At 45.6% G+C, this 23,984-nt stretch carries 24 protein-coding genes; 17 read left to right on the top strand and 7 right to left on the bottom strand.

Annotated elements, in window-relative coordinates:
• The first annotated feature begins 7 nt into the window (after window positions 1-7).
• The 3 genes from QTP81_RS10530 to QTP81_RS10520 are packed head-to-tail and all read left to right on the top strand — an operon-like array spanning window position 8 to window position 2,405.
• Window positions 8-754: a methyltransferase domain-containing protein gene (locus QTP81_RS10530; protein ID WP_289365348.1), complete on the top strand. Its 747-nt coding sequence runs from the start codon at window positions 8-10 to the stop codon at window positions 752-754.
• A 40-nt stretch (window positions 755-794) separates the two neighbouring features.
• Entirely contained in the window at window positions 795-1,673 is an 879-nt protein-coding gene (locus QTP81_RS10525) for a peptidylprolyl isomerase (protein ID WP_289365346.1), read from the top strand.
• Between the two features lie 15 nt (window positions 1,674-1,688).
• On the top strand, window positions 1,689-2,405 hold the full coding sequence (locus QTP81_RS10520) for an SDR family NAD(P)-dependent oxidoreductase (protein WP_289365345.1): 717 nt from the start codon (window positions 1,689-1,691) through the stop codon (window positions 2,403-2,405).
• A gap of 2 nt (window positions 2,406-2,407) precedes the next feature.
• Here the strand turns inward: QTP81_RS10520 and QTP81_RS10515 are convergent, their stop codons facing one another.
• Both QTP81_RS10515 and QTP81_RS10510 read right to left on the bottom strand, forming a co-directional pair.
• Window positions 2,408-3,415 (bottom strand): 2-hydroxyacid dehydrogenase, encoded by a 1,008-nt coding sequence (locus QTP81_RS10515; protein WP_289365343.1) that lies wholly within the window; start codon window positions 3,413-3,415, stop codon window positions 2,408-2,410.
• A gap of 3 nt (window positions 3,416-3,418) precedes the next feature.
• Window positions 3,419-3,901, bottom strand: coding sequence for a glutathione peroxidase (locus QTP81_RS10510; protein ID WP_289365341.1), 483 nt, complete (start codon window positions 3,899-3,901; stop codon window positions 3,419-3,421).
• A 146-nt stretch (window positions 3,902-4,047) separates the two neighbouring features.
• On the opposite strand from QTP81_RS10510, the gene QTP81_RS10505 reads away from it, so the two are divergent.
• Window positions 4,048-4,917 (top strand): NAD(P)-dependent oxidoreductase, encoded by an 870-nt coding sequence (locus tag QTP81_RS10505; protein ID WP_289365339.1) that lies wholly within the window; start codon window positions 4,048-4,050, stop codon window positions 4,915-4,917.
• An 11-nt stretch (window positions 4,918-4,928) separates the two neighbouring features.
• Here QTP81_RS10505 and QTP81_RS10500 read toward each other — a convergent pair whose 3' ends face one another.
• Window positions 4,929-6,590 (bottom strand): response regulator, encoded by a 1,662-nt coding sequence (locus QTP81_RS10500; RefSeq protein WP_289365338.1) that lies wholly within the window; start codon window positions 6,588-6,590, stop codon window positions 4,929-4,931.
• 229 nt (window positions 6,591-6,819) lie between these two features.
• On the opposite strand from QTP81_RS10500, the gene QTP81_RS10495 reads away from it, so the two are divergent.
• The 5 genes from QTP81_RS10495 to QTP81_RS10475 are packed head-to-tail and all read left to right on the top strand — an operon-like array spanning window position 6,820 to window position 12,130.
• On the top strand, window positions 6,820-8,310 hold the full coding sequence (locus tag QTP81_RS10495) for a CoA-acylating methylmalonate-semialdehyde dehydrogenase (RefSeq protein WP_289365337.1): 1,491 nt from the start codon (window positions 6,820-6,822) through the stop codon (window positions 8,308-8,310).
• A 16-nt stretch (window positions 8,311-8,326) separates the two neighbouring features.
• Entirely contained in the window at window positions 8,327-9,481 is a 1,155-nt protein-coding gene (locus tag QTP81_RS10490; protein ID WP_289365336.1) for an acyl-CoA dehydrogenase family protein, read from the top strand.
• An 8-nt stretch (window positions 9,482-9,489) separates the two neighbouring features.
• Window positions 9,490-10,641 carry an enoyl-CoA hydratase/isomerase family protein gene (locus QTP81_RS10485; RefSeq protein ID WP_289365335.1) on the top strand — a complete coding sequence of 384 codons (1,152 nt, stop codon included), beginning with the start codon at window positions 9,490-9,492 and terminating at the stop codon, window positions 10,639-10,641.
• The gene (mmsB, locus tag QTP81_RS10480; protein ID WP_289365334.1) at window positions 10,638-11,525 is read left to right on the top strand and encodes a 3-hydroxyisobutyrate dehydrogenase; all 888 of its coding nucleotides are present in this window, start codon (window positions 10,638-10,640) and stop codon (window positions 11,523-11,525) included. The genes QTP81_RS10485 and mmsB overlap by 4 nt, the downstream gene beginning before the upstream one ends.
• A 35-nt stretch (window positions 11,526-11,560) precedes the next feature.
• Window positions 11,561-12,130: a D-glycero-alpha-D-manno-heptose-1,7-bisphosphate 7-phosphatase gene (locus QTP81_RS10475; protein ID WP_289365333.1), complete on the top strand. Its 570-nt coding sequence runs from the start codon at window positions 11,561-11,563 to the stop codon at window positions 12,128-12,130.
• A 5-nt stretch (window positions 12,131-12,135) separates the two neighbouring features.
• On the opposite strand, the gene QTP81_RS10470 is transcribed toward QTP81_RS10475, so the two are convergent.
• Both QTP81_RS10470 and QTP81_RS10465 read right to left on the bottom strand, forming a co-directional pair.
• On the bottom strand, window positions 12,136-13,677 hold the full coding sequence (locus QTP81_RS10470) for a DUF3413 domain-containing protein (RefSeq protein WP_289365332.1): 1,542 nt from the start codon (window positions 13,675-13,677) through the stop codon (window positions 12,136-12,138).
• A 6-nt stretch (window positions 13,678-13,683) separates the two neighbouring features.
• Entirely contained in the window at window positions 13,684-13,896 is a 213-nt protein-coding gene (locus QTP81_RS10465) for a YejL family protein (protein WP_289365330.1), read from the bottom strand.
• Window positions 13,897-14,050: 154 nt separating this feature from the next.
• On the opposite strand from QTP81_RS10465, the gene yejK reads away from it, so the two are divergent.
• The 3 genes from yejK to QTP81_RS10450 all read left to right on the top strand — a co-directional run bounded on the left by yejK (window position 14,051) and on the right by QTP81_RS10450 (window position 16,905).
• A complete protein-coding gene (gene yejK, locus QTP81_RS10460; RefSeq protein WP_289365329.1) occupies window positions 14,051-15,091 on the top strand; it encodes a nucleoid-associated protein YejK in 1,041 nt (346 codons plus the stop codon).
• Window positions 15,092-15,179: 88 nt separating this feature from the next.
• A complete protein-coding gene (locus QTP81_RS10455) occupies window positions 15,180-16,088 on the top strand; it encodes a 6-carboxytetrahydropterin synthase (RefSeq protein WP_289365327.1) in 909 nt (302 codons plus the stop codon).
• Entirely contained in the window at window positions 16,081-16,905 is an 825-nt protein-coding gene (locus QTP81_RS10450; protein WP_289365325.1) for a M23 family metallopeptidase, read from the top strand. Before QTP81_RS10455 ends, QTP81_RS10450 begins: the two co-directional genes overlap by 8 nt.
• A gap of 2 nt (window positions 16,906-16,907) precedes the next feature.
• On the opposite strand, the gene QTP81_RS10445 is transcribed toward QTP81_RS10450, so the two are convergent.
• Window positions 16,908-18,710 carry a M61 family metallopeptidase gene (locus tag QTP81_RS10445; protein ID WP_289365323.1) on the bottom strand — a complete coding sequence of 601 codons (1,803 nt, stop codon included), beginning with the start codon at window positions 18,708-18,710 and terminating at the stop codon, window positions 16,908-16,910.
• Between the two features lie 37 nt (window positions 18,711-18,747).
• On the opposite strand from QTP81_RS10445, the gene QTP81_RS10440 reads away from it, so the two are divergent.
• The 4 genes from QTP81_RS10440 (at window position 18,748) to QTP81_RS10425 (ending at window position 21,980) form a co-directional block, all read left to right on the top strand.
• Complete coding sequence (locus QTP81_RS10440) at window positions 18,748-19,479, top strand: PilZ domain-containing protein (protein ID WP_289365322.1); 732 nt, start codon at window positions 18,748-18,750, stop codon at window positions 19,477-19,479.
• Between the two features lie 17 nt (window positions 19,480-19,496).
• Window positions 19,497-19,958, top strand: coding sequence for an Mpo1 family 2-hydroxy fatty acid dioxygenase (locus QTP81_RS10435; RefSeq protein WP_289365321.1), 462 nt, complete (start codon window positions 19,497-19,499; stop codon window positions 19,956-19,958).
• Window positions 19,959-20,077: 119 nt separating this feature from the next.
• The gene (locus tag QTP81_RS10430; RefSeq protein WP_289365638.1) at window positions 20,078-21,163 is read left to right on the top strand and encodes a sensor histidine kinase; all 1,086 of its coding nucleotides are present in this window, start codon (window positions 20,078-20,080) and stop codon (window positions 21,161-21,163) included.
• Complete coding sequence (locus QTP81_RS10425; RefSeq protein WP_289365320.1) at window positions 21,153-21,980, top strand: LytR/AlgR family response regulator transcription factor; 828 nt, start codon at window positions 21,153-21,155, stop codon at window positions 21,978-21,980. The genes QTP81_RS10430 and QTP81_RS10425 overlap by 11 nt, the downstream gene beginning before the upstream one ends.
• A gap of 9 nt (window positions 21,981-21,989) precedes the next feature.
• Here QTP81_RS10425 and QTP81_RS10420 read toward each other — a convergent pair whose 3' ends face one another.
• On the bottom strand, window positions 21,990-22,985 hold the full coding sequence (locus tag QTP81_RS10420) for an ATP-dependent 6-phosphofructokinase (protein WP_289365318.1): 996 nt from the start codon (window positions 22,983-22,985) through the stop codon (window positions 21,990-21,992).
• Between the two features lie 157 nt (window positions 22,986-23,142).
• Between QTP81_RS10420 and QTP81_RS10415 the strand changes: the two genes are divergently transcribed.
• Window positions 23,143-23,979: a DUF6279 family lipoprotein gene (locus QTP81_RS10415; protein WP_289365317.1), complete on the top strand. Its 837-nt coding sequence runs from the start codon at window positions 23,143-23,145 to the stop codon at window positions 23,977-23,979.
• Window positions 23,980-23,984: the final 5 nt, after the last annotated feature.

Raw genomic sequence — 23,984 nt, 5'->3', positions numbered from 1 at the left:
CGTGTTGATGTCGAAAAGTGATCAAAGTTTTGATGGTATTGCGAATAAGTTTGAGCGCAACATCTATGGCTCTAGTAAAGGCAAAATTCGCTCAGCTGTTTTGGCGGCACATTTACGGCCTTTTCTCGATAGTCCCAAGCCACTCGATGTTATCGATGTGGGCGGTGGAACGGGCGAAATGGCAGCATTTGCGCTTAATGCCGGGCACCGGGTTTTACTCAATGACATATCTGCTGACGCTATCGCTTTGGCAAAAGCAAAGCACGCAGGATCAACGCGGATAGCGTTTGCTGTGGGCGATTTACAAGCATTGCAATCGGCGCCTGTCGATCGTGTTTTTTGTCACGCTGTTTTAGAGTGGTGTGCTAAACCATTCTCTGTGATCGATAAATGTATTAGCTTGCTCAAGTCGGATGGCGTATTAAGTTTAAGCTTTTTCAATCACAATGCCGCGTTATTCAGCAATGCGCTGTATGGTAATTTTGACTTAATTGAGCAAGGACTGGTCACGAAAAATCGGGTGCGTTTAAACCCGAACAATCCGCAAAAGCCAGAAGCCATTATTAATTATTTGCAATCTCAAGGCCTAAGCATCGAGCTGACTGCGGGGGTACGCTGCTTTCACGATTACATGCGTGATCGCGACCACTGGGAGAGTAAGTACAATGACATTCTTGCCATGGAGCTGGCGTATTCAACGCAAGACCCGTTTAAGTGGTTAGGGCGTTATTTTCATGTCATTGCCAAGCGCTAGAGTAGTTGGTGTGAACCACAAAATTTATGGAGAGACAACGATGATTATCAAGCAGCTCAAAACACTTTTATTAGGGCTATGTCTTTTGCTTCCCATTCATTTGACACTTGCTGAGCAACCGCAGCCTGAATACGAGGTTTTAGACAACGCAAATTTGGTTTACCTAAACACGACTGCGGGCTTGGTGGTCATAGAAGTTAACCACAGGTTCGCTCCCAAACACGCGCAGCGTTTTAAAGATCTGGTAAAAAGCGGTTTTTACGACGGTTTAGACTTTTATCGGGTTATTGATGGTTTTGTTGCGCAAGGAGGCGACGTAAGTGGTGAGAAGGAATCAGCGTTTCGTTCAACGCTGCCAGCTGAATATACGTTACCTGTGGACTCAAAAGCGGTTGTCTTTGAAGTAGTGCAAAGTCCTGAGTTTTTAGCTGCACAGACCGGATTTGCCCATGGTTTCCCCGCAGGTCGCAGCTTTAATGATAAGCAACAGTGGTTGTTACATTGCCCAGGGGCTGTTGCAATGGCTAGAGGTGTTAAGGCCGACTCTGCCACCACCGATTTCTATATTGTCATTGGTCAAGCGCCGCGGCATCTAGACCGCAATATGAGTATATTTGGCCAAGTGGTCTATGGGATGGCTAACGTACAATCAATTAAACGCGGTGATGCGGCAGTGAATGGTGGCGTAATAGACAATGAAACTGAGCGAACCAGAATTATAAGTGCATCAATAGGCAGTGATTTACCTGCGGACGAACAAATGTCATTGGAGCGACTGCACTTCGCTTCACTAGCATTTCAATCGCGCTTGAGATCAGCTCGGACGTTAGACAATGAATTTTTCCATTACAAAGGCACGGGTAACTTAGACGTTTGTTATTATCGTCCGACAGTTAGAGTGCGTGCTAGCGAAGATTAGAATGAGAAAACACTAATGCCACATATCTTAATCAGTGGTGCTGGGCGTCGTTTCGGCCTTGCACTCGTTGAACATTTTGTTGTGCAGGGTTACCAAGTGACGGCAATGACACGCGAGTCCAATCTGGCCTTGCAGGACCTGACTCATCAGTTTCCCGCGCATATCAATGTGATTGAGTGTATCGACTACTCACCTGATTCAGCGCTGCAAGTACTGCAAGATGCAGGCGTTAAAAACGTGACTGTGCTGATCAATAATGCTTCGCTCTTTGAGGCAGATAAGGATAATCAACAAGACGCACAGGCGCAGTTTATGAACATGTATAAGGTGCATATGGCGCTACCAGCAACCTTGAGCCATTGGTTTGCCGAGCAGTTTAACCCAGCTGCATTTAAAGAAGGTGTGATCATTAATCTCACTGATATATACGCTGATAACCCTAAACCACAACATATGTATTATTCTGCGACAAAGGCTGGCTTAGAGAATCTAACCAAATCATTGGCCAAGCAACTAGCGCCAGCGATCAGAGTCAATAGTATCAAACCCGGAGCAATTAAATTCCTGCCAGAACATTCTAAAGGTGAGCAGCACGCGGTATTGAAAAATAGCTTGAGTGGCGTCGAGGCGGGGTTTGCAGCGCTGCTCAAAACCGTAGACTATATTCTCGATAACGCGTTTGTCTCAGGCACTGCAATTACGGTTGATGGTGGTCGCTCAATTGTGCTGTAGCGTTATAAAAAGCGCGCAGCCACGGGTTGCCCCTGGTTTAAGTTAAGGATATTAGCCAAAGTGGTATTGGCTATTTCGGTGACCGCTTCAATCGTAAAGAAACCTTGATGTCCAGTAATCAGTACATTGTGGAAAGTCGATAAACGTTGGAAAAGGTCGTCTTGAATAACTTCACATGAGCGGTCTCGAAAAAATAATTCTGACTCCATTTCGTAAACATCTAAGCCTACAAAACCAATGTGCTTGGACTTTAGGCCTTTAATCAGTGCTGCTGTGTCGATTAATCCACCACGTGAAGTATTGATGACCATAACCCCTGGCTTCATTTGAGCAATGGAGTCGGTATTAATAATGTGCTGGGTTTGCGGCATAAGCGGGCAGTGGAGGCTAATAATGTCAGATTTGGCGAATAATTCAGATAATTCTACATACTGACAGTTTGGAGAAATGATTGACGGGTCTGGATAGGGATCAAAACACAGTACCTTGCAGCCAAAACCCAAAGCGATGCGTACGAACGCTTTGCCAATATTGCCAGTCCCTATAATCCCAATAGTTTTGCCATGCATGGTAAAACCCAATAATCCCTGTAGCGCAAAATTGCCTTCCTTGACCCGATTGTAGGCTTTGTGCATCTTGCGATTGAGGGTTAGGATCAAAGCCATTGCATGCTCTGCCACGGCTTCGGGCGAATAAGTGGGCACATGACTCACTCTGATACCCGCAGCGCGGCAGCTTTCAATATCAACATTATTGTAGCCCGCACAACGCAGAGCAATATGCTCTACACCCAGACTCGCTAACTGTTCAACCACGCTGGTGTTAACTTCGTCATTGACAAAGACACATACGTGCTTTGCACCTGCTGCGAGAGGGGCTGTGGTTTGATCTAAGCGGGGCTCTTTAAAATCAATGTGTAATTTCGATGCTTGAGCCAAAGGCTCAAACATCTCTTGGTCATAGCGTTTACTGCTGAAGAAGGCTATTCGAGAAGCGTCAGCACTCCGCATAACTTACAACAGTTCTTCGATTTTGCGCTTCAGCGCTTCAGGTTTAGTTGCAGGGGCAAAACGCTCAACGGTTTTGCCGTCGCGATTTACTAGAAATTTGGTGAAATTCCACTTAATACCCTTGCTACCCAGTAAGCCAGGAGCATCTGCTTTTAATTGGTTAAATAACGGTGAAGCATTTTCGCCGTTAACTTCAATCTTTTTAAACAGCGGGAAACTCACATTGAAGTTAAGACTACAAAATTGCTGAATTTCATTATCATCACCTGGCTCCTGATGACCAAACTGGTCACAAGGAAATGCTAAAATTGTAAACCCTTTGTCTTTATATTCGTCATACAAAGCCTGTAATCCGTCATATTGCGGTGTAAATCCGCACTTACTCGCTGTATTGACGATCAAAATCACCTGACCTTCGTAATCCTTAAGTGATTTTAACTCGCCATTGTTGAGCGCGACTTCATGGTCATAAATTGGCTGCGACATTGTTGTTTCCTGTTATTATCTTGTCATTGAGTATAAACGAAAAAGTGCAGCTTTTGACAATGCCAAATCGATCTTTGTTATGTATTTATCAGGGTCTATCAAATGGCTTTATGGCTGCGGATCACAGCATGTAAGGTAACCGTGTAATGACTATCAATAATGTAGCCTTCGTGGGCTTAGGCGTAATGGGATATCCAATGGCGGGACATCTCGCAAACGCAGGGTTAAGTGTGAAAGTATACAACCGCACTTACTCGAAAGCCCAAGCATGGATGACAGAGTACAAAGGTAGTGCATGTAAAACGCCTCGAGAGGCCGCTGCAGACGCTGAATTAATTTTAGTATGTGTGGGCAATGATGATGACGTGCGCTCGGTCATGTACGGCGATGATGGTGTATTGGCTGGTGCTAGCGAAAACGCTATTGTAGTGGATCACACCACGGCATCGGCAGAGTTGGCTGTTGAGCTTGAAGCCGCCTGTGCAAAACAACAAGTCGGCTTTTTAGATGCGCCGGTGTCCGGTGGCCAGGCTGGCGCCGAGAATGGCGTATTAACGGTAATGATGGGGGGCCAGCGAGAGACCTATGACAAAGTTGAGCAAACCTTACAGCATTTCGCTCGGTGCGTCAGATTGATTGGTGATATTGGTGCAGGTCAGCAAGCAAAGATGATGAATCAAATTTGTATCGCTGGTGTTGTGCAGGGGTTAGCCGAAGCATTACACTTTGGTCAATGTGCGGGGTTGGATTGCCAAGCAGTCATCGACACCATCAGTCAAGGGGCAGCGCAATCGTGGCAAATGGAAAACCGCGCCAAGACTATGCTGGCTGGTGAATACGATTTTGGCTTTGCAGTGGATTGGATGCGCAAAGATCTCAAAATTGCCTTAGATAATGCCAATCAAGTAGGAGCGCGTCTACCATTGACCGCTTTGGTTGATCAGTTTTACGCCGATGTACAAGCAATGGGTGGTGGTCGCAATGATACATCCAGCTTATTGCGCCGTTTTAAATAGTTGAGCTGAGTTCAAGCGGGTGTAGAGGAAGATTCGGTGGATGGTTCAAACGGTTCAACCTGAAACCTTGCAAGCGTCTGATTAATGGCGGCGCGAATATCGTTCAGACGAATTTGATTGGTTTCGGATAGTTCCATACTTTCTAGGTCTTCGAGTAGACTAACGGTGTGGGTGCCACGATAATTTGAGATCTTCTGGCGCACCATGCTTTGTAGAAGGTTTAATGCAAATGCCGGAATGTGATTGGCTAAGCGATAAGCTTCAGCAAACTTTTCCAGTGCTAACAGGTTATTTCCAGCCACAAAGGCTTCGGTACCTTCACTGTTTAACGCTAGGGCTTTGTCTTCGGCAACACCAATTGCTTTTTCTCCAGCGATGATTTGGGTCTCAATCATCATATGCTCAATTTGATCATCGAGTTGTTCGCTTTTCGCCGCACATAATTCAAGGATTTGTTGAGCACGTTGTTCGTCTCCAACACCGTGCCAGACTTGTGCTGCTATGACCATAGTGTTGGCCTCAGAGCGCGAGAAATCGTGCATCCAATCATTGTTGAGTAGGCGTTTGGCGCGTTCAGTGTCGCCTTCCAAGATATTGGCAAAGCTCAACATGTAATCGCGGCGCTGATGTGCCTGACGATCGCCCGCGTGACGACCTGCATTGCCAATTAAACACCGCGCTTTATACAAATTTTCACTGCGCTCCTCTTCATCTACTGTTGCTGCGTGCCGAATATGGCAATCGGCTAATTCAAAGGTCAGTTCATCGCGGTGCTCTTTTACACTCAAATTGCTCATGCGCTTGCGTTCCAGAAGCGCGATAGCATCGTCAATCCGCTCTTGCATTTGATAGGTGAGTGTTTTTAAACGCGTTGCTTGCATCGTGAGCTCACTGGTTTTTATGTTGTCTAACCAACGTTCGGCCTTCTCGAAATTGTGCTCTTCAAACGCAATACAAGCGAGCCATTCATAAGCTTTGTTTTGGGTTAATTTTAGTTCGAGCAAATCGCCGATTGCCGTTTGACACTGTTGCCAATCACCACTCATAAACAGACATTTAATCGCACCCCATCGAGCCCATATGACATTTTCCGAACGCGTTAGCACGGACTCATAGAGTGTCATTGCGTCATCGTAGCGTTTCAGTAACAGAAGAATGCGCGCTTTAAGCTTGAGCAAATGGATGCGGATCCGCGCGAACTGTTGCTTGCTAAGTAGGCTGTCGACATTTTGCAAAGCCGATTTATGATCACCTGCATCTAGCGCATGTAACGCCGCCGCAGTTGCTTTGCGAATTGCGAGATATTGACTGACGGTTTGCTTCATTGAACGAATAGTGTAGGGCTTGATGATCAGAAAATCGGGTTGCAAATCAACAATATGGCCAATGGTTTGTGGCGTCTGATCAGAGGTTATAAATAAGATCCCTGTAGACGGTTTAAGCAACCCTGATTTCTGCAGACTCTTAACCCATTCAACCCCATTTTTGTGCTGACCTAAATGATAATCGAACAGAACGACGTCAACTGATTGCGTTCGCAAAGCCGCTTTGAGTTCGTTGCCGTTGCTATAGCTTGAGATGTCGAGGTTGCCCAGAGACAACAGATGACTGCGCAAGTGAATTCTCGCACTGGCATTATCCTCAACAATCGCTATTCGCGTTTTAGAGCTCATAAGGTTTTTTGTTTCGATTTTTAACCATTCCAACAGCAGAATATCAGCTGGTCATAAAAACGCCACTGCGTTATTGATGTTTAGTTATTGTTAATGATAACCAAGCGAAAATTGAATTGCGTCACAAAATTTTTACAACGACACTACGCGGACCATTTAGGTTTACGTTTACGTCAAGGTAAGATGAGGGTATCTTTAGCGCAATTCAAAAATCCGCTAGGAAAATCACATGCAAACCGTACCCTTACTGATTAACGGACAATTTGTTGAATCAGAGTCTTCACAATTTATTGCCGTCACAAACCCTGCGAATAACGAAGCCATCGCGCAAGCGCCGGTAGCCTTGGATGCTGAAGTAGAAGCCGCTATCGCCGCTGCTCAGAATGCGTTTAAAACTTGGAGCAAAGTGCCAACTCCCGAGCGTGCGCGCGTCATGATGCGCTATCAGCATTTATTGAAAGAACACCACGATGAGTTGGCAACGATACTAGCGAGTGAAACGGGAAAGACATTTGATGACGCTAAAGGCGACGTTTGGCGTGGTATCGAAGTTGTTGAACAAGCGATGAACATCCCAGCATTGATGATGGGTGAGACGGTTGAAAATGTTGCCCGTAATATCGACACCTACAGTTATATCCAACCGCTGGGGGTTTGTGTGGGTATCACGCCATTTAACTTCCCAGCGATGATCCCGTTGTGGATGTTCCCAATGGCAATTGCATGCGGCAATACATTCGTATTAAAGCCCTCAGAGCAGGATCCATTGACACCCATGCGTTTGGCTGAGCTATTTATTGAAGCCGGAGCGCCAGAAGGCGTGCTGAATATCGTGCACGGTGGCAAAGAACAGGTCGATATTCTGCTTAACCATCCAACAGTCAAAGCTGTTTCTTTCGTCGGTTCAGTGCCTGTTGGTCAATACATATATCGTACGGCCACGTCGAATATGAAGCGCGCACAATGCTTTGCAGGTGCTAAAAACCACACCGTTATCATGCCGGATGCGAATAAAGAGCACGTACTTAATAACATGGTTGGCGCATCAGTAGGTGCAGCTGGGCAGCGTTGTATGGCGATTTCTGTCGCGGTTTTTGTGGGGGATAGCAAGGATTGGATTGAAGAGCTCGCTGAGCGCATTGGAAAGGTTAAACCCGGTATATGGAACGACAAAGAAGCTGGATTTGGCCCGCTGATCAGCCCCAAAGCGAAGGCGCGCGTGCTTGAGTTAATTCAAAGCGGTAAAGATGAAGGCGCTACGTGCTTAGTAGACGGCAGTGATGCAACTGTCGAAGGGTACGAGCAAGGCAACTGGGTCGGCCCAACTGTTTTCAGTAACGTAACTGCCGACATGCGTATTTACCAAGAAGAAATTTTTGGTCCGGTATTATGTTGCATGTGCGTTGACACCCTCGAAGAAGCATTAGCTATCGTAAATGCTAATCAATACGGTAACGGCACGTCTATATTCACCAATAGCGGTGCCGCTGCACGCAAATATCAAAGCGATGTAGAAGTGGGTCAAGTGGGTATCAATATTCCTATTCCCGTACCTTTGCCATTTTTCTCTTTCACTGGCTGGAAAAATTCATTTTACGGTGATTTGCATGCTTATGGAAAGCAAGCGATTCGCTTCTATTCAGAAACTAAAACCATTACGTCACGTTGGGTTGAAAACGATATTCCATCTGGTCCTAACATGACAATCTCACTGCGATAAAAGGGCGGGGTATTTTATGAATTTTGAATTGACTGATGATCAAATTGCGTTTGCAGAAACAGCCAAACAATTTTCTGACCAAGCGTTAGCGCCTTTTGCCGCAGAGTGGGATCGTGAGCATACGTTCCCTACAGATACCTTTCGTCAAGCTGGCGAGCTTGGTTTCTGTGGCCTTTACTCTCCCGAGGAAGCGGGAGGCTTAGGCTTATCGCGCCTTGATTCGTCGATTATTTTTGAACAACTTGCCATGGGGTGTACCACCACAACGGCGATGTTGACCATTCATAACATGGCAACCTGGATGATTGCTACTTGGGGCACTGAAGATGCTAAAGCACAATGGTGTGATGATCTGATTGCCGGCCAAAAACTTGCCTCTTACTGCTTGACTGAGCCGGGTTCAGGTTCCGATGCTGCGTCGCTGAAAAGCAATGCTAAGTTAGATGGCGAACATTATATTCTGAATGGTTCAAAGGTGTTTATCTCTGGTGCTGGCTCAACTGATGTTCTAGTCGTAATGGCGCGCACAGGAGGCGCAGGTGCGAGCGGTGTATCAGCATTTGTTGTTCCGGCAGATGCCGACGGCGTTGGCTATGGCAAACCAGAGGAAAAAATGGGCTGGAACGCCCAGCCGACAAGGATGGTTACCTTCGACAATGTTAAATTGCCAAAAAGTGCGTTACTTGATCAAGAAGGCAATGGGTTTAAGTTGGCTATGCAGGGGCTAGATGGCGGAAGAATAAATATTGCCACTTGCTCTATCGGTACAGCACAGCAAGCATTGAACACTGCGCGAGAGTACATGCATGAACGCCAGCAATTTGGTAAACCATTAGCCGCGTTCCAAGCGTTACAGTTTAAATTAGCTGATATGAACACTGAACTGGTTGCTGCACGACAATTGGTCCGCTTAGCGGCCAGTAAGGTCGACTTAAAACATCCAGACCGCGCGACTTATTGTGCGATGGCAAAACGCTTTGCTACCGATGTCGGCTTCAAAGTGTGCAACGAAGCGCTACAAATCCACGGTGGTTATGGTTATATCAAAGAGTATCCACTAGAGCGTTATGTGCGTGATGTTCGTGTGCATCAAATCCTTGAAGGAACGAACGAAATTATGCGTGTGATCATTGCACGTCGTCTATTATCTGATGCAGCAGAAATACTGTAGGATCATTTATGACCGAACAAAGTGTTATATGTACAACCATTGCTACGGAAGCTGACACCTTTATTGGCCATATTCGGCTAAATAAACCAGCAGCATTAAATGCTATTGATTTATCTATGGTGCGCCGGATTGATGCACAATTACTTGAGTGGGAAGGCAACGAAGACATCGTTTGTATTGTGTTAGACGGTATTGGCGATAAAGCATTTTGTGCCGGCGGCGATGTCGTATCAATGTACAATGCGATGCGTCAAGAGCCAGGTAAAACACCGCAGTTTTTGCAGGATTTCTTCAATCTTGAGTATCAACTCGATTATCGCATTCACACTTATGACAAACCTATAATTGTGGTGGGTAATGGTATCGTTATGGGCGGAGGTTTAGGCTTATTCAATGGAGCTAGTCACCGCGTCGTTACGGCAACTTCAAGAATTGCGATGCCGGAAATTACTATCGGTTTATATCCGGATGTGGGCGGTAGTTGGTTTTTGCAAAAGATGCGTGACAATTTAGGGCTATTCCTCGGTCTAACCGGTGCTAGTATGAACGCTGTCGATGCACTGTATGTCGAACTCGCCGATTACTATCTCGGAGTCTACACCAGCGAAGATCTCATCGATGCGCTCAAGCGCCAACCATGGCCGTCTGAACGCTCAACCATAAATGCGGTCCGTGAGATGCACCAGGTGGTTAATATTGTATTGAAAACCTTTGATGGACTGTCAAAAGACCGTCCGTCGGCACAGATTGAACCTGCGGTGAATATCATTGCACAGGCGTGCAATGCAACCGACGTTGAAACTGTCGCAAACAATATTTTGGCATTAGATAGTACTGACAATAAATGGTTGGCTCGCGCGCAGAAAGGTTTGGCCAACGGCTCACCGATCACCGCTCACATTGTTTTTGAACAAATGCGTCGCGCTCAATCACTAAGCTTGGCGGATTGTTTCCGCATGGAGCTTGATTTGTCGTGTCGTTGCGGAGAGTTCGGCGAATTTGCTGAGGGCGTCAGAGCGCTATTAATCGACAAAGACATGCAGCCGCAATGGCGTTTTAACAGCATCTCAGCAGTCCCTCAGGAAACCATTGAATGGTTTTTTACTTCTCCGTGGACAACTGAAGAACACCCCTTAGCACTATTAGGACAATCGCTATGACCCAGATCGGATTTATTGGCTTAGGTAATATGGGCGGCCCGATGGCCGAAAATTTACTAAAACACAACTTCAGCGTCGCGGTATTTGATTTAGTGCCTGCGGCGGTAGAGAAGTTGTGTAATGCAGGTGCAACGTCAGCGTCGACGGCCGCAGAGGCGGTTGCTCATGCTGATATCATCATTTCGATGTTGCCCGCAGGTGCGCACGTACGATCCCTGTATCTCGACGACACGGGGGCTGGACAACATATAAAGCCAGGGGCATTAGTCATTGACTGCAGCACTATTGATGCAGAGTCTGCCAGAGCGGTAGGAGAAGGTTTGCAAGCCCGAGGTGTACGTTTTATTGATGCGCCTGTTTCTGGTGGTGTAGGTGGCGCACAAGCGGGTACGTTAACCTTTATTGTGGGCGGTAATGTAACCGATTTAGATACTGCTCGCCCCGTACTTGAGGCAATGGGTAAGAATATTTTCCATGCAGGTGACTGTGGCGCTGGTCAAGTGGCTAAAATATGCAACAACATGTTGTTGTCGATCTTAATGGCGGGCACTGCTGAAGCGTTACAGTTGGGGATAGATAATGGTTTAGATCCCAAAGTATTGTCTGAGATTATGCTACAAAGCTCAGGGCGCAACTGGACGTTAGAGCTTTATAATCCGTGTCCAGACGTTATGCCAAACGTGCCTTCATCGAATCAATACCAAGGCGGATTCATGGTTGACTTAATGAATAAAGATTTGATGCTCGCGACTCAATGTGCAGCTCAGTCGAATTCGGCGGTCCCCATGGGCTCGCAGGCGCAAAGCTTGTATAAACTGCATAGTAAGCAGGGTAATGGTAAACTAGATTTTTCGAGCATATTTAAAATGTTCTCGGCGAAATAGCCCAAGTGCGTTCGTCGAACGATAGTGAGACAGTAATGACGAACGCGAAAAAACCTGCACTTTTTCTTGATCGTGATGGCGTTATTAACGTCAATCACGGTTATGTTTACAAAGCCGATGATATTGAGTTTATTCCTGGTGTTTTTGCCTTAATCCGACGTTTTGTTGCTGCCGGATTTCAGCCCGTTATCGTTACTAATCAATCAGGCATTGCGCGAGGTATGTATAGTCATGAAGACTTTCATCAAGTCATGGCCTATATTCAGCGTCAATTTAGTGCCAAGGGTATTGCTGAGGTACCTTACTACTATTGTCCCCATCACCCTCAATACGATACGCTCGAAAATCCGTGTGGTTGTCGTAAGCCTGCGCCAGGAATGCTAATAGCTGCAAGCGATGAGCTAAACATTGATTTAGGTCGTTCTGTGATGGTTGGAGATAAGGTAATCGATATCATCGCCGCTACTGCAGCGGGTGTAGCGCGCCCAATCCTATATGATTTAGCGGGCGAACAACGCGGGCAATTACACGAGCATGAACAGTTACGCCGCGTCATGAGTCAAATAGAAGTGATCGACGACCTCAACTTGCTACAACCGCTTTGAAAGGGTTATTGCGGCGCAGAAAAGCGGCTGAGATGCTTGATAGCTTGACTGAGTAAATCTGTGTTCAGTGCCGCTGTACTTCGATCTCCGGTGATAAGATTAGTAATTTCGTAACTGCCATTGCTCATGATCTCTGTGCGCAATTCGCCGTGCATTAGGATTATTTTTTCACCACTAGTTGTTACCACCCAATTTCGTATCGGTTTGAGAAGGTTTTGACCAGTAGAGTAGAGCCCTGTATCAGCCTCGCAGCCCATCATATGTAAAGCCGTTGGCAAAATATCTTCAGTTGTAGCAATGGTGTCTACAATATCTGCGCTACTGTACAACGTGCCAGTAGCGTTTGGTTCTTGCGCATCAAACCCGGTCGCAATTAATAGATGGCTGCGAGCTATTAGGGGAATCGATAACCACTGGTCGATTTCAGCTGCGGATGCAAAAACAATGACTAGCTTGCCGCCGATCAACGTGTTGACATAGCGCAACGCGTCTTCAGTGACTACTGCATTGCCCGGTTGCGGCACTAAGTTGGGGTCAGTATCGACAATAACGGGCAAATTGAACGCTTCAGCCATGTCGAAAATAACCGGTGTAAAATCATTTAAGCTTTGCGCATAAATTTCTGGTGCTCCAAATAATGTGGTGTGAACGAGTGACTGAATATCACGCGAAGGCATATAGAATCGCTTATTTTGGCGTAAATCGAGTGCTGCGATAGTTTCAATAGGAGCGTTGTCGGTCTGTACAAAAATTGCCGTCGACTGTTCTGGGTCAATACTGCAAAAGATTGACGACAAAGGGTAGGTGGCAGATTTTAGTTGCGGGTCAAACTGCAATTGCTTGCGTTGCTGGTAGCTCTCTAAGTCAAGCAATTCATAACGCGAGAGTAAGGTCTTTGCCGTCGCTGGATAAGACAACGGGAACATGTTGTCCTGCTTAATAATCGGCTGGTACAAGCGTGCATCAGCCCATACGTGCATTGCATGACTAGAAACAAAGCAAAGCACAAACAAAGTAGTCACTGAAGTGCCAATTTTATGTTTGACCAAACGATCAATACGCTTCCAGATGGCATTGGCGAGGACTAGTTGGAAACCAAGCCAAACGACAAACAGCAAGCCCAAATATGCCCACTGTTGCCACGAAAATGCACTGAGTTGATTTTGGGTTTCAGATCGAACCAGCTCTGCTGAGCTCAATGTGATATGAAAACCCGTACGATTGTATATCAGGGCGTCAAACGCCAATAAGGCCAATCCTACCGCTGCTATAACAGTACCACTGCCTTTGACGATATTGGGGTTTGTGACCCAATAGCATTGTGGAAGAATAAAAATTACGAAGCCGCAAAAGGTTAGAAAGCCGATATGACCGAACCAATTGGCAAATAGATAAATATTGCCTAATGGTGTGCCTGTAGCAGGTGACGAAAAAACAAACACAGAAGAAATCACCAAGGCCAAAATAATATTGGCAAGTGCAAACCAATGACCCCAGTTGACTAATTTCGTGACGCGCTGTCGACGCGGAGATTCAGCTAAAATCATACGCGACTAACCTAAACTTTTTTGCAATGCAGCACAAAATTGTTGCGCAACCGCCTCGCGTTGAGCGGGTTCAAATTGCTGATTGAGCACGGTTGTGACGGTATTGCCAAGCACCATCAAAGACAACTCTCGGTCACATCCGTGTTGATTTAACGTATCAACAACGGCTTGCATAACTGTTTCAATTTGCGCAGTGGAGTAACGTGATTGTATAGGCATGCAATACTCTATTTATGGTTGTTTTTATGAAAAGGCATGGTTTTTTATTTAGATCGATTATAATCGCTGCTTTAACGATAACAATGTTTATCGCAAAGTTTAATCATCTGCGCAATCTTCGCGACGTGAATCAAATTTAGGAAAATGTCTCTGCATGAGTGCTGTCATACATCAATTTATTGTTCATCAACTACTTGTTACTGCTGAAAAGAAGCTCACAATTGCCCCGCGTAGCCAATGTATCGATGTAACTTCATCGATAGAAGTCCTTGCTGAGCAAATAAACCATGCGTTCAATGCCAAGCCTGGTAAAGGGGTGGGTAATTTTGCAGTGCCTGACGATGAAGCTGAATTTAACTTTCAAGCGTCATTGAGCGCAACGTTAGCGAGCCTAGCTGAAAATCAGGATGATTCGATCTTTCAACAATTTACCGTGGCGGCAGGTCAGCATTTGGTTAGAACAATGGCTGAGATGCAAATGATCGAAACGGGGTTCTTGGTCTTTTGTCATTATGAGTATTTGGCTACCGATTACTTAATGGTGTGTTTACTCAATACCAAACAGCATGTGCACGTTGATAAGCAGCTAGAATTATCCATCAGTGAGCACTTGGATCTAGCAAAAATGCAACTGGCCGCGCGCATCGATCTAACGCAATTAAGTGTTCAGCCAGAGCAGAATCGTTACATTAGTTTTATCAAGGGACGAATGGGCCGAAAAGTCGCTGATTTTTTCATGACTTTTTTAGGCTGCGAGGAGCTAATGGATGTCAAACAACAGAACGCAAAGCTTATCGACTCTGTTGATGCGTACCTATCAACGGAACAGCTGGACATCGAAGAAAAGCAAACACATCGCGAAGTGGTGCAAGATTACTACAAAGAAAAAATTGCTGCCGGTGACGATATTGTATTGAGTGAACTAACGGCAAAATTACCTGCAGATTTAGAACAAAAATTCGACTTTAAACAATTTGTTGAAGATAGCGAAGCCGAATTAGATGACAGCTTTCAGCCGGATAAAACAGTGCTGAAGCAACTAGCAAAGTTCAGCGGGCAAGGAGGTGGAATTAGTTTGAGCTTTGATCGCAAACTTTACGGTGACAAGGTTCGTTATGATGCGACCACTGACACCTTAGTGATCCGAGGTATTCCGCCCAACTTGAAGGACCAATTGTTGCGCAGCGAAAAGTAACCGGCGTAAATCTCTAGGTAGTGAATAAACCTAGGTATACTATAAACGGAATATGGCCACACAGTTGGCATGAAAAACTAAGGTAACAATGCAATTATTTGTAAATGATTTGACTGTAATGGATTTCTCTTACCTTTGCCCGAAACGCGGCATGGTTGGTGAGAGCTGGATCGTCGATGTGATTTTAGCCGGTGAGCTAAATGAAGAGAGCATGATACAAGACTTTGGTAATGTAAAAAAAGATTTGAAGCGCCTGATTGATCAATATGTCGATCACAAGTTACTCGTACCAGTTGAATCTCCATGCACCACTATAATTCACGACGAAACCGCGGAGTTGGTGCAGGTCAACTTTGAACGGATTAAAATCGCGGAACAGCAGGGTGAACTGGTAGAACAGGATGCCAGTATTTACTTGTTATGTCCCGATGAGGCATACGCTTTTGTGTATGCCGAAGAGGTTGATATGGATTCGGTCAAGCAATATTTGACCGATATCATTGCCACACACCTACCCGATAACGTAGATGACATTACACTTGAGCTGCGCACTGAAGTTATTAATACGCCGTTTTATCACTACACGCATGGTCTTAAAAAGCACGAGGGAAACTGTCAACGCATAGCGCATGGTCATCGCTCAAAAGTAATTGTTAAGACTGATGGCGAAGAGGACTTTAATGCTGAGAACTATTGGGCGACGCGCTGGAGTGATATCTATATTGGTACTTACGAAGATCTAATAGCGCCTGAAGAGCTGCGCTTGCAGGGTGTCGATAAAGACTTTAGCTATGCTCATTGTTTCTCCTATGAAGCGTCGCAGGGCTATTTTGAACTGGTAATCGCTAAAGCTGAAAGCGAGCTGATTAATCAAGATTCTACTGTAGAGTGTTTAGCGCAACACATGTTACACGAACAACAGCGAATGGAACCCAGTAAACATTTTACCGTCATAGCATTTGAAGGTGTTGGTAAGGGAGCCATAGCAAATGGTTAAGCGTTCAATTCGCACTATAATTTTTCTATCGATTGCAGCGATCTGGGTCAGCTTTTCAGCCAGAGCTGCATTTACGTTATTAGATGAGCCTCAACCCGGAGCACTTGTGCGCGGTGTTGTGGAGACTCCCGAAACACGCATCCTATTTAATGGTGAAGCTCTAAAAGTCAGTCCCAACGGCGATTTTGTGTTTGGCTTGAGCCGTGACGCCACTGGAAGTATTGAAATCGAGTGGCAATCAGCGAGTGAGAGTGGTTCCAAGCGTTACGCGTTACCTTCTAGGGAGTACGACATTCAACGGATTGACGGTTTACCACAAAATATGGTCACGCCAGATGAAAGTGTGCTTGCCCGGATCCGCCAAGACAACCAGCAAGTTGCTCAAGCTCGAGCTGGTGATACCGACTTTAACTATTTTATGCAGTCATTCATTTGGCCTGCTGAAGGGCGTTTGAGTGGGGTTTATGGTAGCCAGCGGATGCTTAACGGAGAGCCTCGCCGACCACATTATGGGCTTGATATCGCGGCACCAACGGGAACGCCTGTGCTTGCGCCTGCTGATGGGGTCGTGACCCTGTTTGTCCCTGACATGTACTTCTCGGGTGGCACTTTGATCATTGACCATGGTCACAAAGTTTCATCGACTTTTATTCACTTACACAAGGCCCACGTTGAAGTGGGCGATTACGTAAAACAAGGGCAACTGATTGCGGAGATTGGTGCGACCGGCCGTGTTACAGGTGCACATTTAGATTGGCGGATCAATTGGGGTAAGGTGAGGGTCGATCCGCAGTTACTCGTACCTGAGCGAGAGTGAAACTAAACGCTTTTACTGTGTAATCCCAGCCAGTGGTTAAACTTGGTTTCATCACTGATAGTCAAGTAACATGTATCCGGAAGTGAGCTATTGATGGTCGCGTTGATAGTCAAAAGGCGACCATCTCTTACGAGTGTTATCACTGCGCTATTGTTCAAGTGCTGCAGAATGCGGTGCAAATTGTTTTTATTGACCACCCAGTCATTAATCGCGATCAAATGATCATTGACTTGCATGCCGGCTTGGTCGCCACTGCCGCCTTCGCGAACCTGAGTCACTTTTAATCCCAGGTCAGCCGCGGCAACATTGATCCCTAAGTTATTTCTATGGCCTGTCTTACTTGGCTTACCACCAACATCATCACTGTTTTCAGCGTATGCTAGGTTCATCCTAACGCCGATATTGGTTAGGCTTTCAGCCAAAGGTAAGTCACCGGGTTGATGAACTAAAGCTTTCAACAAAGCACTACAATCTATACCCGCAACTGCTTGTACTGCTATTTCAACTATGTTGTTTGGTGTTCCTTGCCCAGTTAGCCCATAGTTCTGCCATAAGTAGCGCATGACATCATCGAGGTTCTTAGTGTCACCGGTTTGAGTGCGCAGGTATACGTCTAGACACAATGCGATCAAGCCGCCTTTGGTATAGTAACTGACAATATGGTTTATCGAGTTTGCGTCTTGCTGATAAAAGCGAGTCCATGCATCGAAGCTAGACTCTGCAGTACTTTGCTTAAAGCGACCTGGATTTCGCATAATTCGAGTTATGTTTTTACCGAGAATTTCGAGGTACTGCTCTGGGGGTATTACCCCGGAACGGACTAGAGCAACATCGTCGTAAAACGAAGTAAACCCCTCATAGATCCACAGTTGTTCGGTATAGCACTCCTGCGCAAGTTGATATTGCTCAAACCCTTCCGGCCGGATCCGTTTTACGTGCCAAGTGTGCAAAAATTCATGGCTGCACAAGGCGAGGAAATCACGGTAACTCGTACTTATTTCGGGGCTCTCTCCGACCTGAGGTAAATCCCAACGAGGAAACAGCAAAACCGTAGAGTTCATGTGCTCTAAGCCGCCATAACCTTGTTCTGCTAGTAACGTAATAAACATATATTTGTCTACCGGGGGCGGCGTAGCAAACATATTTATATGCTCAGCCAAAATTGGCTTTAAATCGCGCTCCATGCGCAACAGGTCTAACGGCAGTTCACCGGTAAAAATCAAACTAAAATCAATATCTAGATGGGTGAAGCAGTGTTCAATAAACTGACCAAATAGCAGCGGATAGTCTGTCAGTGCTTGATAGTTCTCCGCAATGTATTCACCAAACCCTTGCTGATCGACTTTGTGTGCAGGCATGCCAGTGCGAAGACACCAAGCTGCCACATTGGCTGTCGTTGCGTTTTTGCAAGTGACGTGGTGCGGGCGATCAGTGAAACCTGCAACTTGCATGAAGGCGCTGGTACCGTTGATAAAACCGTACTCATCACATAGGTAGGCACTGCGTACTGATAAGTCAAAAGCGTAAACCGTATACTGTATCTGGCATGCTTGGCCACCGGTTAACAGTGACCAACTTTGTTTATCTGTCTTATGCCATGATATAGGTACATCATTCGCTGTTGCGCTAAATTCCCCAATATTTTTGGCAAAATCGCGGATAAGGTAACTGCCTGGAATCCAAGCGGGTAGAGTCAATAACAGGATATTCGTATCATGGGCGGGGATGTCTATGGTGACGGCAAACAGGTGTTGAGAAATGCTATGCGGTTGAAGTGTATAACGAATGCCTGGTGCGTCAGCCATTATTGAACCCTTATTGCTTTGTGATTGAAGGCAGATTATGCTTTTAACAAATACAAAGCACCATCATTTTACTGTGACAAATAACAACAAAAAAAACAGTAGCGGTCTTTCTGCTGTTGATTTAGCCAGTTTACGAGCGTTACAGCCCGGAACCTTGGTTGATTTACAGATCTCTACGCCAACCAGCCCTAAACGGGTTAAAACTCAGTACGTCGGAATGGACTATCCTCGCTGTATGGTATTTCAATTCCCCAATATGAATAAGTACGGTGTGTTAAAGGATGTTTTGTATCCAGAGAATACGGTGATTGTGCGTTATGTATTGGAAGGCGATAGTGGTCAAGTAATCGCTTTCAAAGCCAAGATCAATCACATTCAATCGCAACCGAGTAATTTGTTTTTTACGACGGTACCGAAGGCATTGCAAAGCTTAGGGCTCCGCTCGGAAAAGCGCACTTCGCCTGGCATAGCAGCCGAGATAACGGTTGGTGAAGATGGCGAAGCTGTGAAAAGCGTGATCGTCGATGTGTCTCAAAGCGGCTGTCGCGTATTGCTCGACCAGACACATTTTGACGATACGTCAGCTGAGGATTTAGCCGTTGAAACTGAGGTCACCTTGTGTATTGATCTCAGCGATAAAACCATCATATTAAAAGGCGTGATAAAAAATTTAAAGAAAGATGCTGGGCACTTGTATATGGGTATCCAGTTTGACTCATCTAATAGTGATGTTGACGTATTGTTAGAGCGTCACATTATTACGGTTTAGCTTAAGAGAGACGTCCAATGCGACAGATTGAAAGATTGATTAATAAATATGGTGAAAGTCATCAAAATAAAACCAATATTTGGATCCACGCCATTGCGGTTCCTTCGATTTATTTAGTCAGTATTGGCTTAATTTGGTCTATCCCTGTACCGGAGTTCATTGCGCAGTTTAATGTTAATTTTGCACATATCGTGGCAATTCCTGTGCTGTATTATTACTTTAAGTTGTCAGGACCGATAGGGGCAGCAATGACATTGCTGACAATCGTGTCATTCGGTTGCATCAAGTTAGTTGAAAATTCAGGACTCAGTGTGTTGTATTTCAGTCTTGTCTTATTCGTCGTGATGTGGATATTACAGTTTATCGGTCACAAGGTGGAAGGAAAGAAACCATCATTTTTTGAAGACCTGCGCTTTTTATTGATTGGTCCTGCTTGGTGGTGGGTACATTGGTTAAAACGCATGAACATTAGTTACTAAGAGACCGCGCCATTAATTTACACTTCATGCGACCAGTCGGTGTGCTATTACGACCAGTGTACTATTGGTCGTCTATTCGCTGTTTATAATACGAGTAAGGTATGTCAAAAGAGTTACTCGTGGTCCGTTGGCAAAAAGTTTTTGATAACAATGAACGCCTGTTCTGGACCCTGCACACCGCAGGGTGGACAGGGTTCGCTCTAGTCTATTACATCGAATCACTGCTGCATGACATGCGGTCTATCTGGTTCTTAATAATCATAATGAACGCTTATGCTGGTTGGTTGCTGACCATTCCTTTGCGTTATGTCTTTCGCTGGAGTAAGCGTCAATCAGCGGTAAAAATGCTGGTGAGTGTCGCCGTTGCAATCTACATTGTGGCGTCCCTGTGGGCCTTGATCAAAAACGTGAACTATTGGGAAATCTATAAGCACGGTTACAGGCCCGACGAATGGTATATGTATTTTTCGAATACCATTAATTCATTGATCATGATTGTGTGTTGGGGAGGTTTGTACTTTGGTATTAAGAACTTCCAAATGCTACAAAAAGAGAAACAAAATGCCTTAAAAGCGTCAACGATGGCGCACCAAGCGCATATCAAAATGTTGCGCTATCAACTCAATCCGCATTTTTTGTTTAATACGCTGAACGCGATATCGACCTTGATTTTAATGCAGGACAACAAAACTGCTGAGGGCATGGTAACTCGATTAAGCAATTTCTTGCGCTATTCACTTGATAACGATCCGATTAAGAAAGTGCCTCTAGCTCAGGAGATTCAAGCGCTGCGATTGTATTTGGAGATTGAGAAGGTTCGCTTTGATGATCGCCTAAGCGTTGCATGGGAAATAGAGCCTCGCTGTGAACGTGCGCTCGTGCCAAGCATGATTTTGCAACCTTTAATCGAAAACGCAATCAAATATGCTATCTCTAAGTTAAGCAAAGATGGCAAGATCACAATTACTGCGCGAATATTCGGTTCTGATTTACTGATTGATGTGGCCGATAATGGCCCTGGAGCGGAAATTAAAAACGGTAAACTAACCCGGGAACACGGTGTCGGTTTACCTAATATTCGCGAACGCTTACAGTCGCTTTATGGCAAGAACTTTTCATTCGTGATCGCGAATAACCAACCGAATGGGCTGCGAGTGAGTCTTCGTATACCCTATGAATTAAAGGAAGTAGAGCATGACGAATAAAACGCTAAGAGTCATGGTAGTAGATGATGAACCTCTGGCAAGACAAGGATTAAAACTCAGATTGCAAGCGCATGCTGATGTCGAAATAGTCGGGGAGTGCAACAACGGTCTTGATGCGGTTACCACAATTTCACAGGAGCGTCCTGACTTAGTGTTTTTGGATATTCAAATGCCCGAGTTAAATGGCTTTCAAGTGATCCACAAACTGCGTGAACTCAAACAGCCAATGCCGCTGATTGTGTTTGTTACTGCCTACGACAGCTACGCCATTAAAGCGTTCGACATCCACGCCTTGGACTACGTATTGAAGCCAATAGACGATATGCGTTTAGAAGCGGCGCTAAGTAAAGTCCGCGATACTTTGTCAGCGCAGCAGAATCAAGACAACACTAACAAACTGGTAAACCTGGTGGCTGATCTGACTGGCGATGATTGTGAAGAGATCCTGCGCAAGTTAGCGGCCGGTGAACCGGTTGAATCATCACCGTACCCAGATGTTATGTCGATTAAAGATGGTTCCGAGGTGACACGCGTTCCCGTTGCCGATATTCAATGGGTTGACGCGGCGGGTGATTATATGTGTGTGCATGCCAAAGAAGGCATGCATATTATGCGCAAAACGATGAAGGAGTTGGAGCAATCATTAAATCCAAAAACCTTTATTCGCGTGCACCGCTCAGCGCTGGTGAACATCAATTTTGTCAAGAAGTTAGTCAGCCATGTTAGTGGTGAGTACCACCTGATTTTGCATAACGACACAGAACTTAAAGTCAGCCGCAGTCATCGCGATCGCGTCAAACAAGCGATGAATCTATAAGCTGAGAGCTTAGTCAGTGGTAGCGTTGACCAGTTGACTCATGGCTTCTACGCAAAAGGGCTCTAACGGTTTTTGTTGGGCCCATGTTTGCTCTAAGGGCACAGCAACGGGCTCACCGTTGCACTCACCGATCATCACTCCTGTTTGACCGTCTATGATAGCTTGTATGGCATGGCTACCCAGTTTACTTGCTAGAATACGGTCCTGAGGTACAGGTGACCCGCCGCGCTGCACGTGGCCAAGAATTACAGGCCTTACTTCGCTACCGGTACGCTGCTCTAATTCACTCACTAAGGCACCCAGGCCACCAGGCCAAACGTTTTCAGCAATAACAATGATGTAACTGACACTGCCATGATTGTCGCGTCGGTATTGCAGCTCCTCAAGCATTGCCGCCAGGGCTTTTTCCGTTGTTTCAAACAGTTCGGGTACTATGACGTGATCAGACGCTGAGGCAAGTGCCGCATTCAGGGCAATAAAACCTGCGTGGCGGCCCATTACCTCGATTAAGAATATACGCTCAAAGGCATCAGCCGTATCGCGCACCTTATCGATAGAACTGACCGCGGTTTCAATCGCCGTATAGTAACCAATGGTTGCATCAGTACCGTAAATATCGTTGTCAATCGTGCCGGGCAATCCAATGACTTGTCCTTGCCAATGCTGACTCAGGTGGTGGGCCCCTCGGAATGAACCGTCACCCCCAATTACGATGAGGGCATCTATTTCCAATTCGTTGAGATTTTTGGCCGCTACCACCGCTGCCTCGGGCGTTTTAAACTCAAGACATCGCGCGCTGTGCAACACTGTGCCACCACGCTGGATAAGATTATGCATGTCTTTGGCTTCGAGTTTTTTGTAATGCTGTTGTAGCAGACCGTTATAGCCGTGCAAGTAGCCATAGGCCTTGAGTTTGAGACGTTCACAGGTGAGCACAATGGCTCGGATACAGGCATTCATACCAGGGGCGTCGCCACCTGATGTTAATACGGCAATTTTTTTCATTACAAAGTGAATCCTTTTGCTCGTGATCGGTCGTAACAGTTATACACGCTACGCAAGGTATCCGGTTTTGGCAAGTCACATATCCTTACATTTGTTGTAGCGACAGTGAATGCTTATCACCGTATGCTTGTTTGGTATAGAAAGGGAGTTGTGATTCATGCGCCACGTTGTTTTTACTGTTTTATTATTGATTACCACCACCGGCTGTTCGTCTAAATTTGCTTATAACAACTTGGACTGGTTGGTGTATTGGTATGTGGACGACTATATCGAGTTTTCTGATCAACAAGAAGAGCAGTTTGATGCAAAATTGGCGACTTGGTTAGATTGGCATCGCTCTGAAGAGCTCAACCAATATGTGGCCCACCTAGAGCGGGTAAAGGCCAAGGCGCTCGGTGAACCTATGACCCCCGAGGAGATTGCGCAAGAGTTCGATAATGCTCGTCAACATTGGGAACGCGTTCGCAATAAACTCAGTCCTGAATTGGCCCAAATGGCCCCATTGCTCACAGACGATCAAGTCATTTATCTATTCGCCGCGCTTGACAAAGAAAACCGTAAAGAAGAGGAAGAGCGAGAGGAACTCGACGAACAAGAGCGACTTGAGCGCCGCACGGAAAGTATTATTGAACAAGTGGAAGACATGATTGGCCGAATCACCGACGACCAAGCGTCCATTATCGAATCCTATGCACCACAATTTGAATCAACCTATGATTTCTGGTTGACGTATCGACGCGATGTTCAGCAAGCTGCGCGTCAATTATTTATTACCCGCGACAGCAACCCCAATTTCGTTGCAGAGTTAACCGAATTGATGGTTAATCCAGATGTTTACCGTACCGATCAACACGTGCAGACCATCGAGCGCAACCGCTTGTTGTATGCAACCATGGTATCGGAACTACACACAACGCTTACTGATAAACAAAAACGCAAGCTAATGAAAGAAATGAACGCTATTATTGAGGATCTTGAAGACTTACAGAGTTAACTGTA

Source organism: Neoalteromonas arenosi, assembly GCF_030362855.1.
GTDB lineage: Bacteria > Pseudomonadota > Gammaproteobacteria > Enterobacterales > Alteromonadaceae > Alteromonas_E > Alteromonas_E arenosi.
This window is presented reverse-complemented; position numbering and strand designations above follow the sequence as displayed.

Coding starts and splice junctions, on each gene's coding strand:
- QTP81_RS10505 (WP_289365339.1), top strand. CDS start 4,048: ATGACTATCAATAATGTAGCCTTCGTGGGCTTAGGCGTAATGGGATAT.
- QTP81_RS10495 (WP_289365337.1), top strand. CDS start 6,820: ATGCAAACCGTACCCTTACTGATTAACGGACAATTTGTTGAATCAGAG.
- QTP81_RS10440 (WP_289365322.1), top strand. CDS start 18,748: ATGCTTTTAACAAATACAAAGCACCATCATTTTACTGTGACAAATAAC.
- QTP81_RS10450 (WP_289365325.1), top strand. CDS start 16,081: ATGGTTAAGCGTTCAATTCGCACTATAATTTTTCTATCGATTGCAGCG.
- QTP81_RS10415 (WP_289365317.1), top strand. CDS start 23,143: ATGCGCCACGTTGTTTTTACTGTTTTATTATTGATTACCACCACCGGC.
- QTP81_RS10490 (WP_289365336.1), top strand. CDS start 8,327: ATGAATTTTGAATTGACTGATGATCAAATTGCGTTTGCAGAAACAGCC.
- QTP81_RS10445 (WP_289365323.1), bottom strand. CDS start 18,710: ATGGCTGACGCACCAGGCATTCGTTATACACTTCAACCGCATAGCATT.
- QTP81_RS10525 (WP_289365346.1), top strand. CDS start 795: ATGATTATCAAGCAGCTCAAAACACTTTTATTAGGGCTATGTCTTTTG.
- QTP81_RS10530 (WP_289365348.1), top strand. CDS start 8: ATGTCGAAAAGTGATCAAAGTTTTGATGGTATTGCGAATAAGTTTGAG.
- QTP81_RS10455 (WP_289365327.1), top strand. CDS start 15,180: ATGCAATTATTTGTAAATGATTTGACTGTAATGGATTTCTCTTACCTT.
- QTP81_RS10435 (WP_289365321.1), top strand. CDS start 19,497: ATGCGACAGATTGAAAGATTGATTAATAAATATGGTGAAAGTCATCAA.
- QTP81_RS10500 (WP_289365338.1), bottom strand. CDS start 6,590: ATGAGCTCTAAAACGCGAATAGCGATTGTTGAGGATAATGCCAGTGCG.
- QTP81_RS10485 (WP_289365335.1), top strand. CDS start 9,490: ATGACCGAACAAAGTGTTATATGTACAACCATTGCTACGGAAGCTGAC.
- QTP81_RS10475 (WP_289365333.1), top strand. CDS start 11,561: ATGACGAACGCGAAAAAACCTGCACTTTTTCTTGATCGTGATGGCGTT.
- QTP81_RS10425 (WP_289365320.1), top strand. CDS start 21,153: ATGACGAATAAAACGCTAAGAGTCATGGTAGTAGATGATGAACCTCTG.
- yejK (WP_289365329.1), top strand. CDS start 14,051: ATGAGTGCTGTCATACATCAATTTATTGTTCATCAACTACTTGTTACT.
- QTP81_RS10465 (WP_289365330.1), bottom strand. CDS start 13,896: ATGCCTATACAATCACGTTACTCCACTGCGCAAATTGAAACAGTTATG.
- QTP81_RS10520 (WP_289365345.1), top strand. CDS start 1,689: ATGCCACATATCTTAATCAGTGGTGCTGGGCGTCGTTTCGGCCTTGCA.
- QTP81_RS10420 (WP_289365318.1), bottom strand. CDS start 22,985: ATGAAAAAAATTGCCGTATTAACATCAGGTGGCGACGCCCCTGGTATG.
- QTP81_RS10515 (WP_289365343.1), bottom strand. CDS start 3,415: ATGCGGAGTGCTGACGCTTCTCGAATAGCCTTCTTCAGCAGTAAACGC.
- QTP81_RS10470 (WP_289365332.1), bottom strand. CDS start 13,677: ATGATTTTAGCTGAATCTCCGCGTCGACAGCGCGTCACGAAATTAGTC.
- mmsB (WP_289365334.1), top strand. CDS start 10,638: ATGACCCAGATCGGATTTATTGGCTTAGGTAATATGGGCGGCCCGATG.
- QTP81_RS10510 (WP_289365341.1), bottom strand. CDS start 3,901: ATGTCGCAGCCAATTTATGACCATGAAGTCGCGCTCAACAATGGCGAG.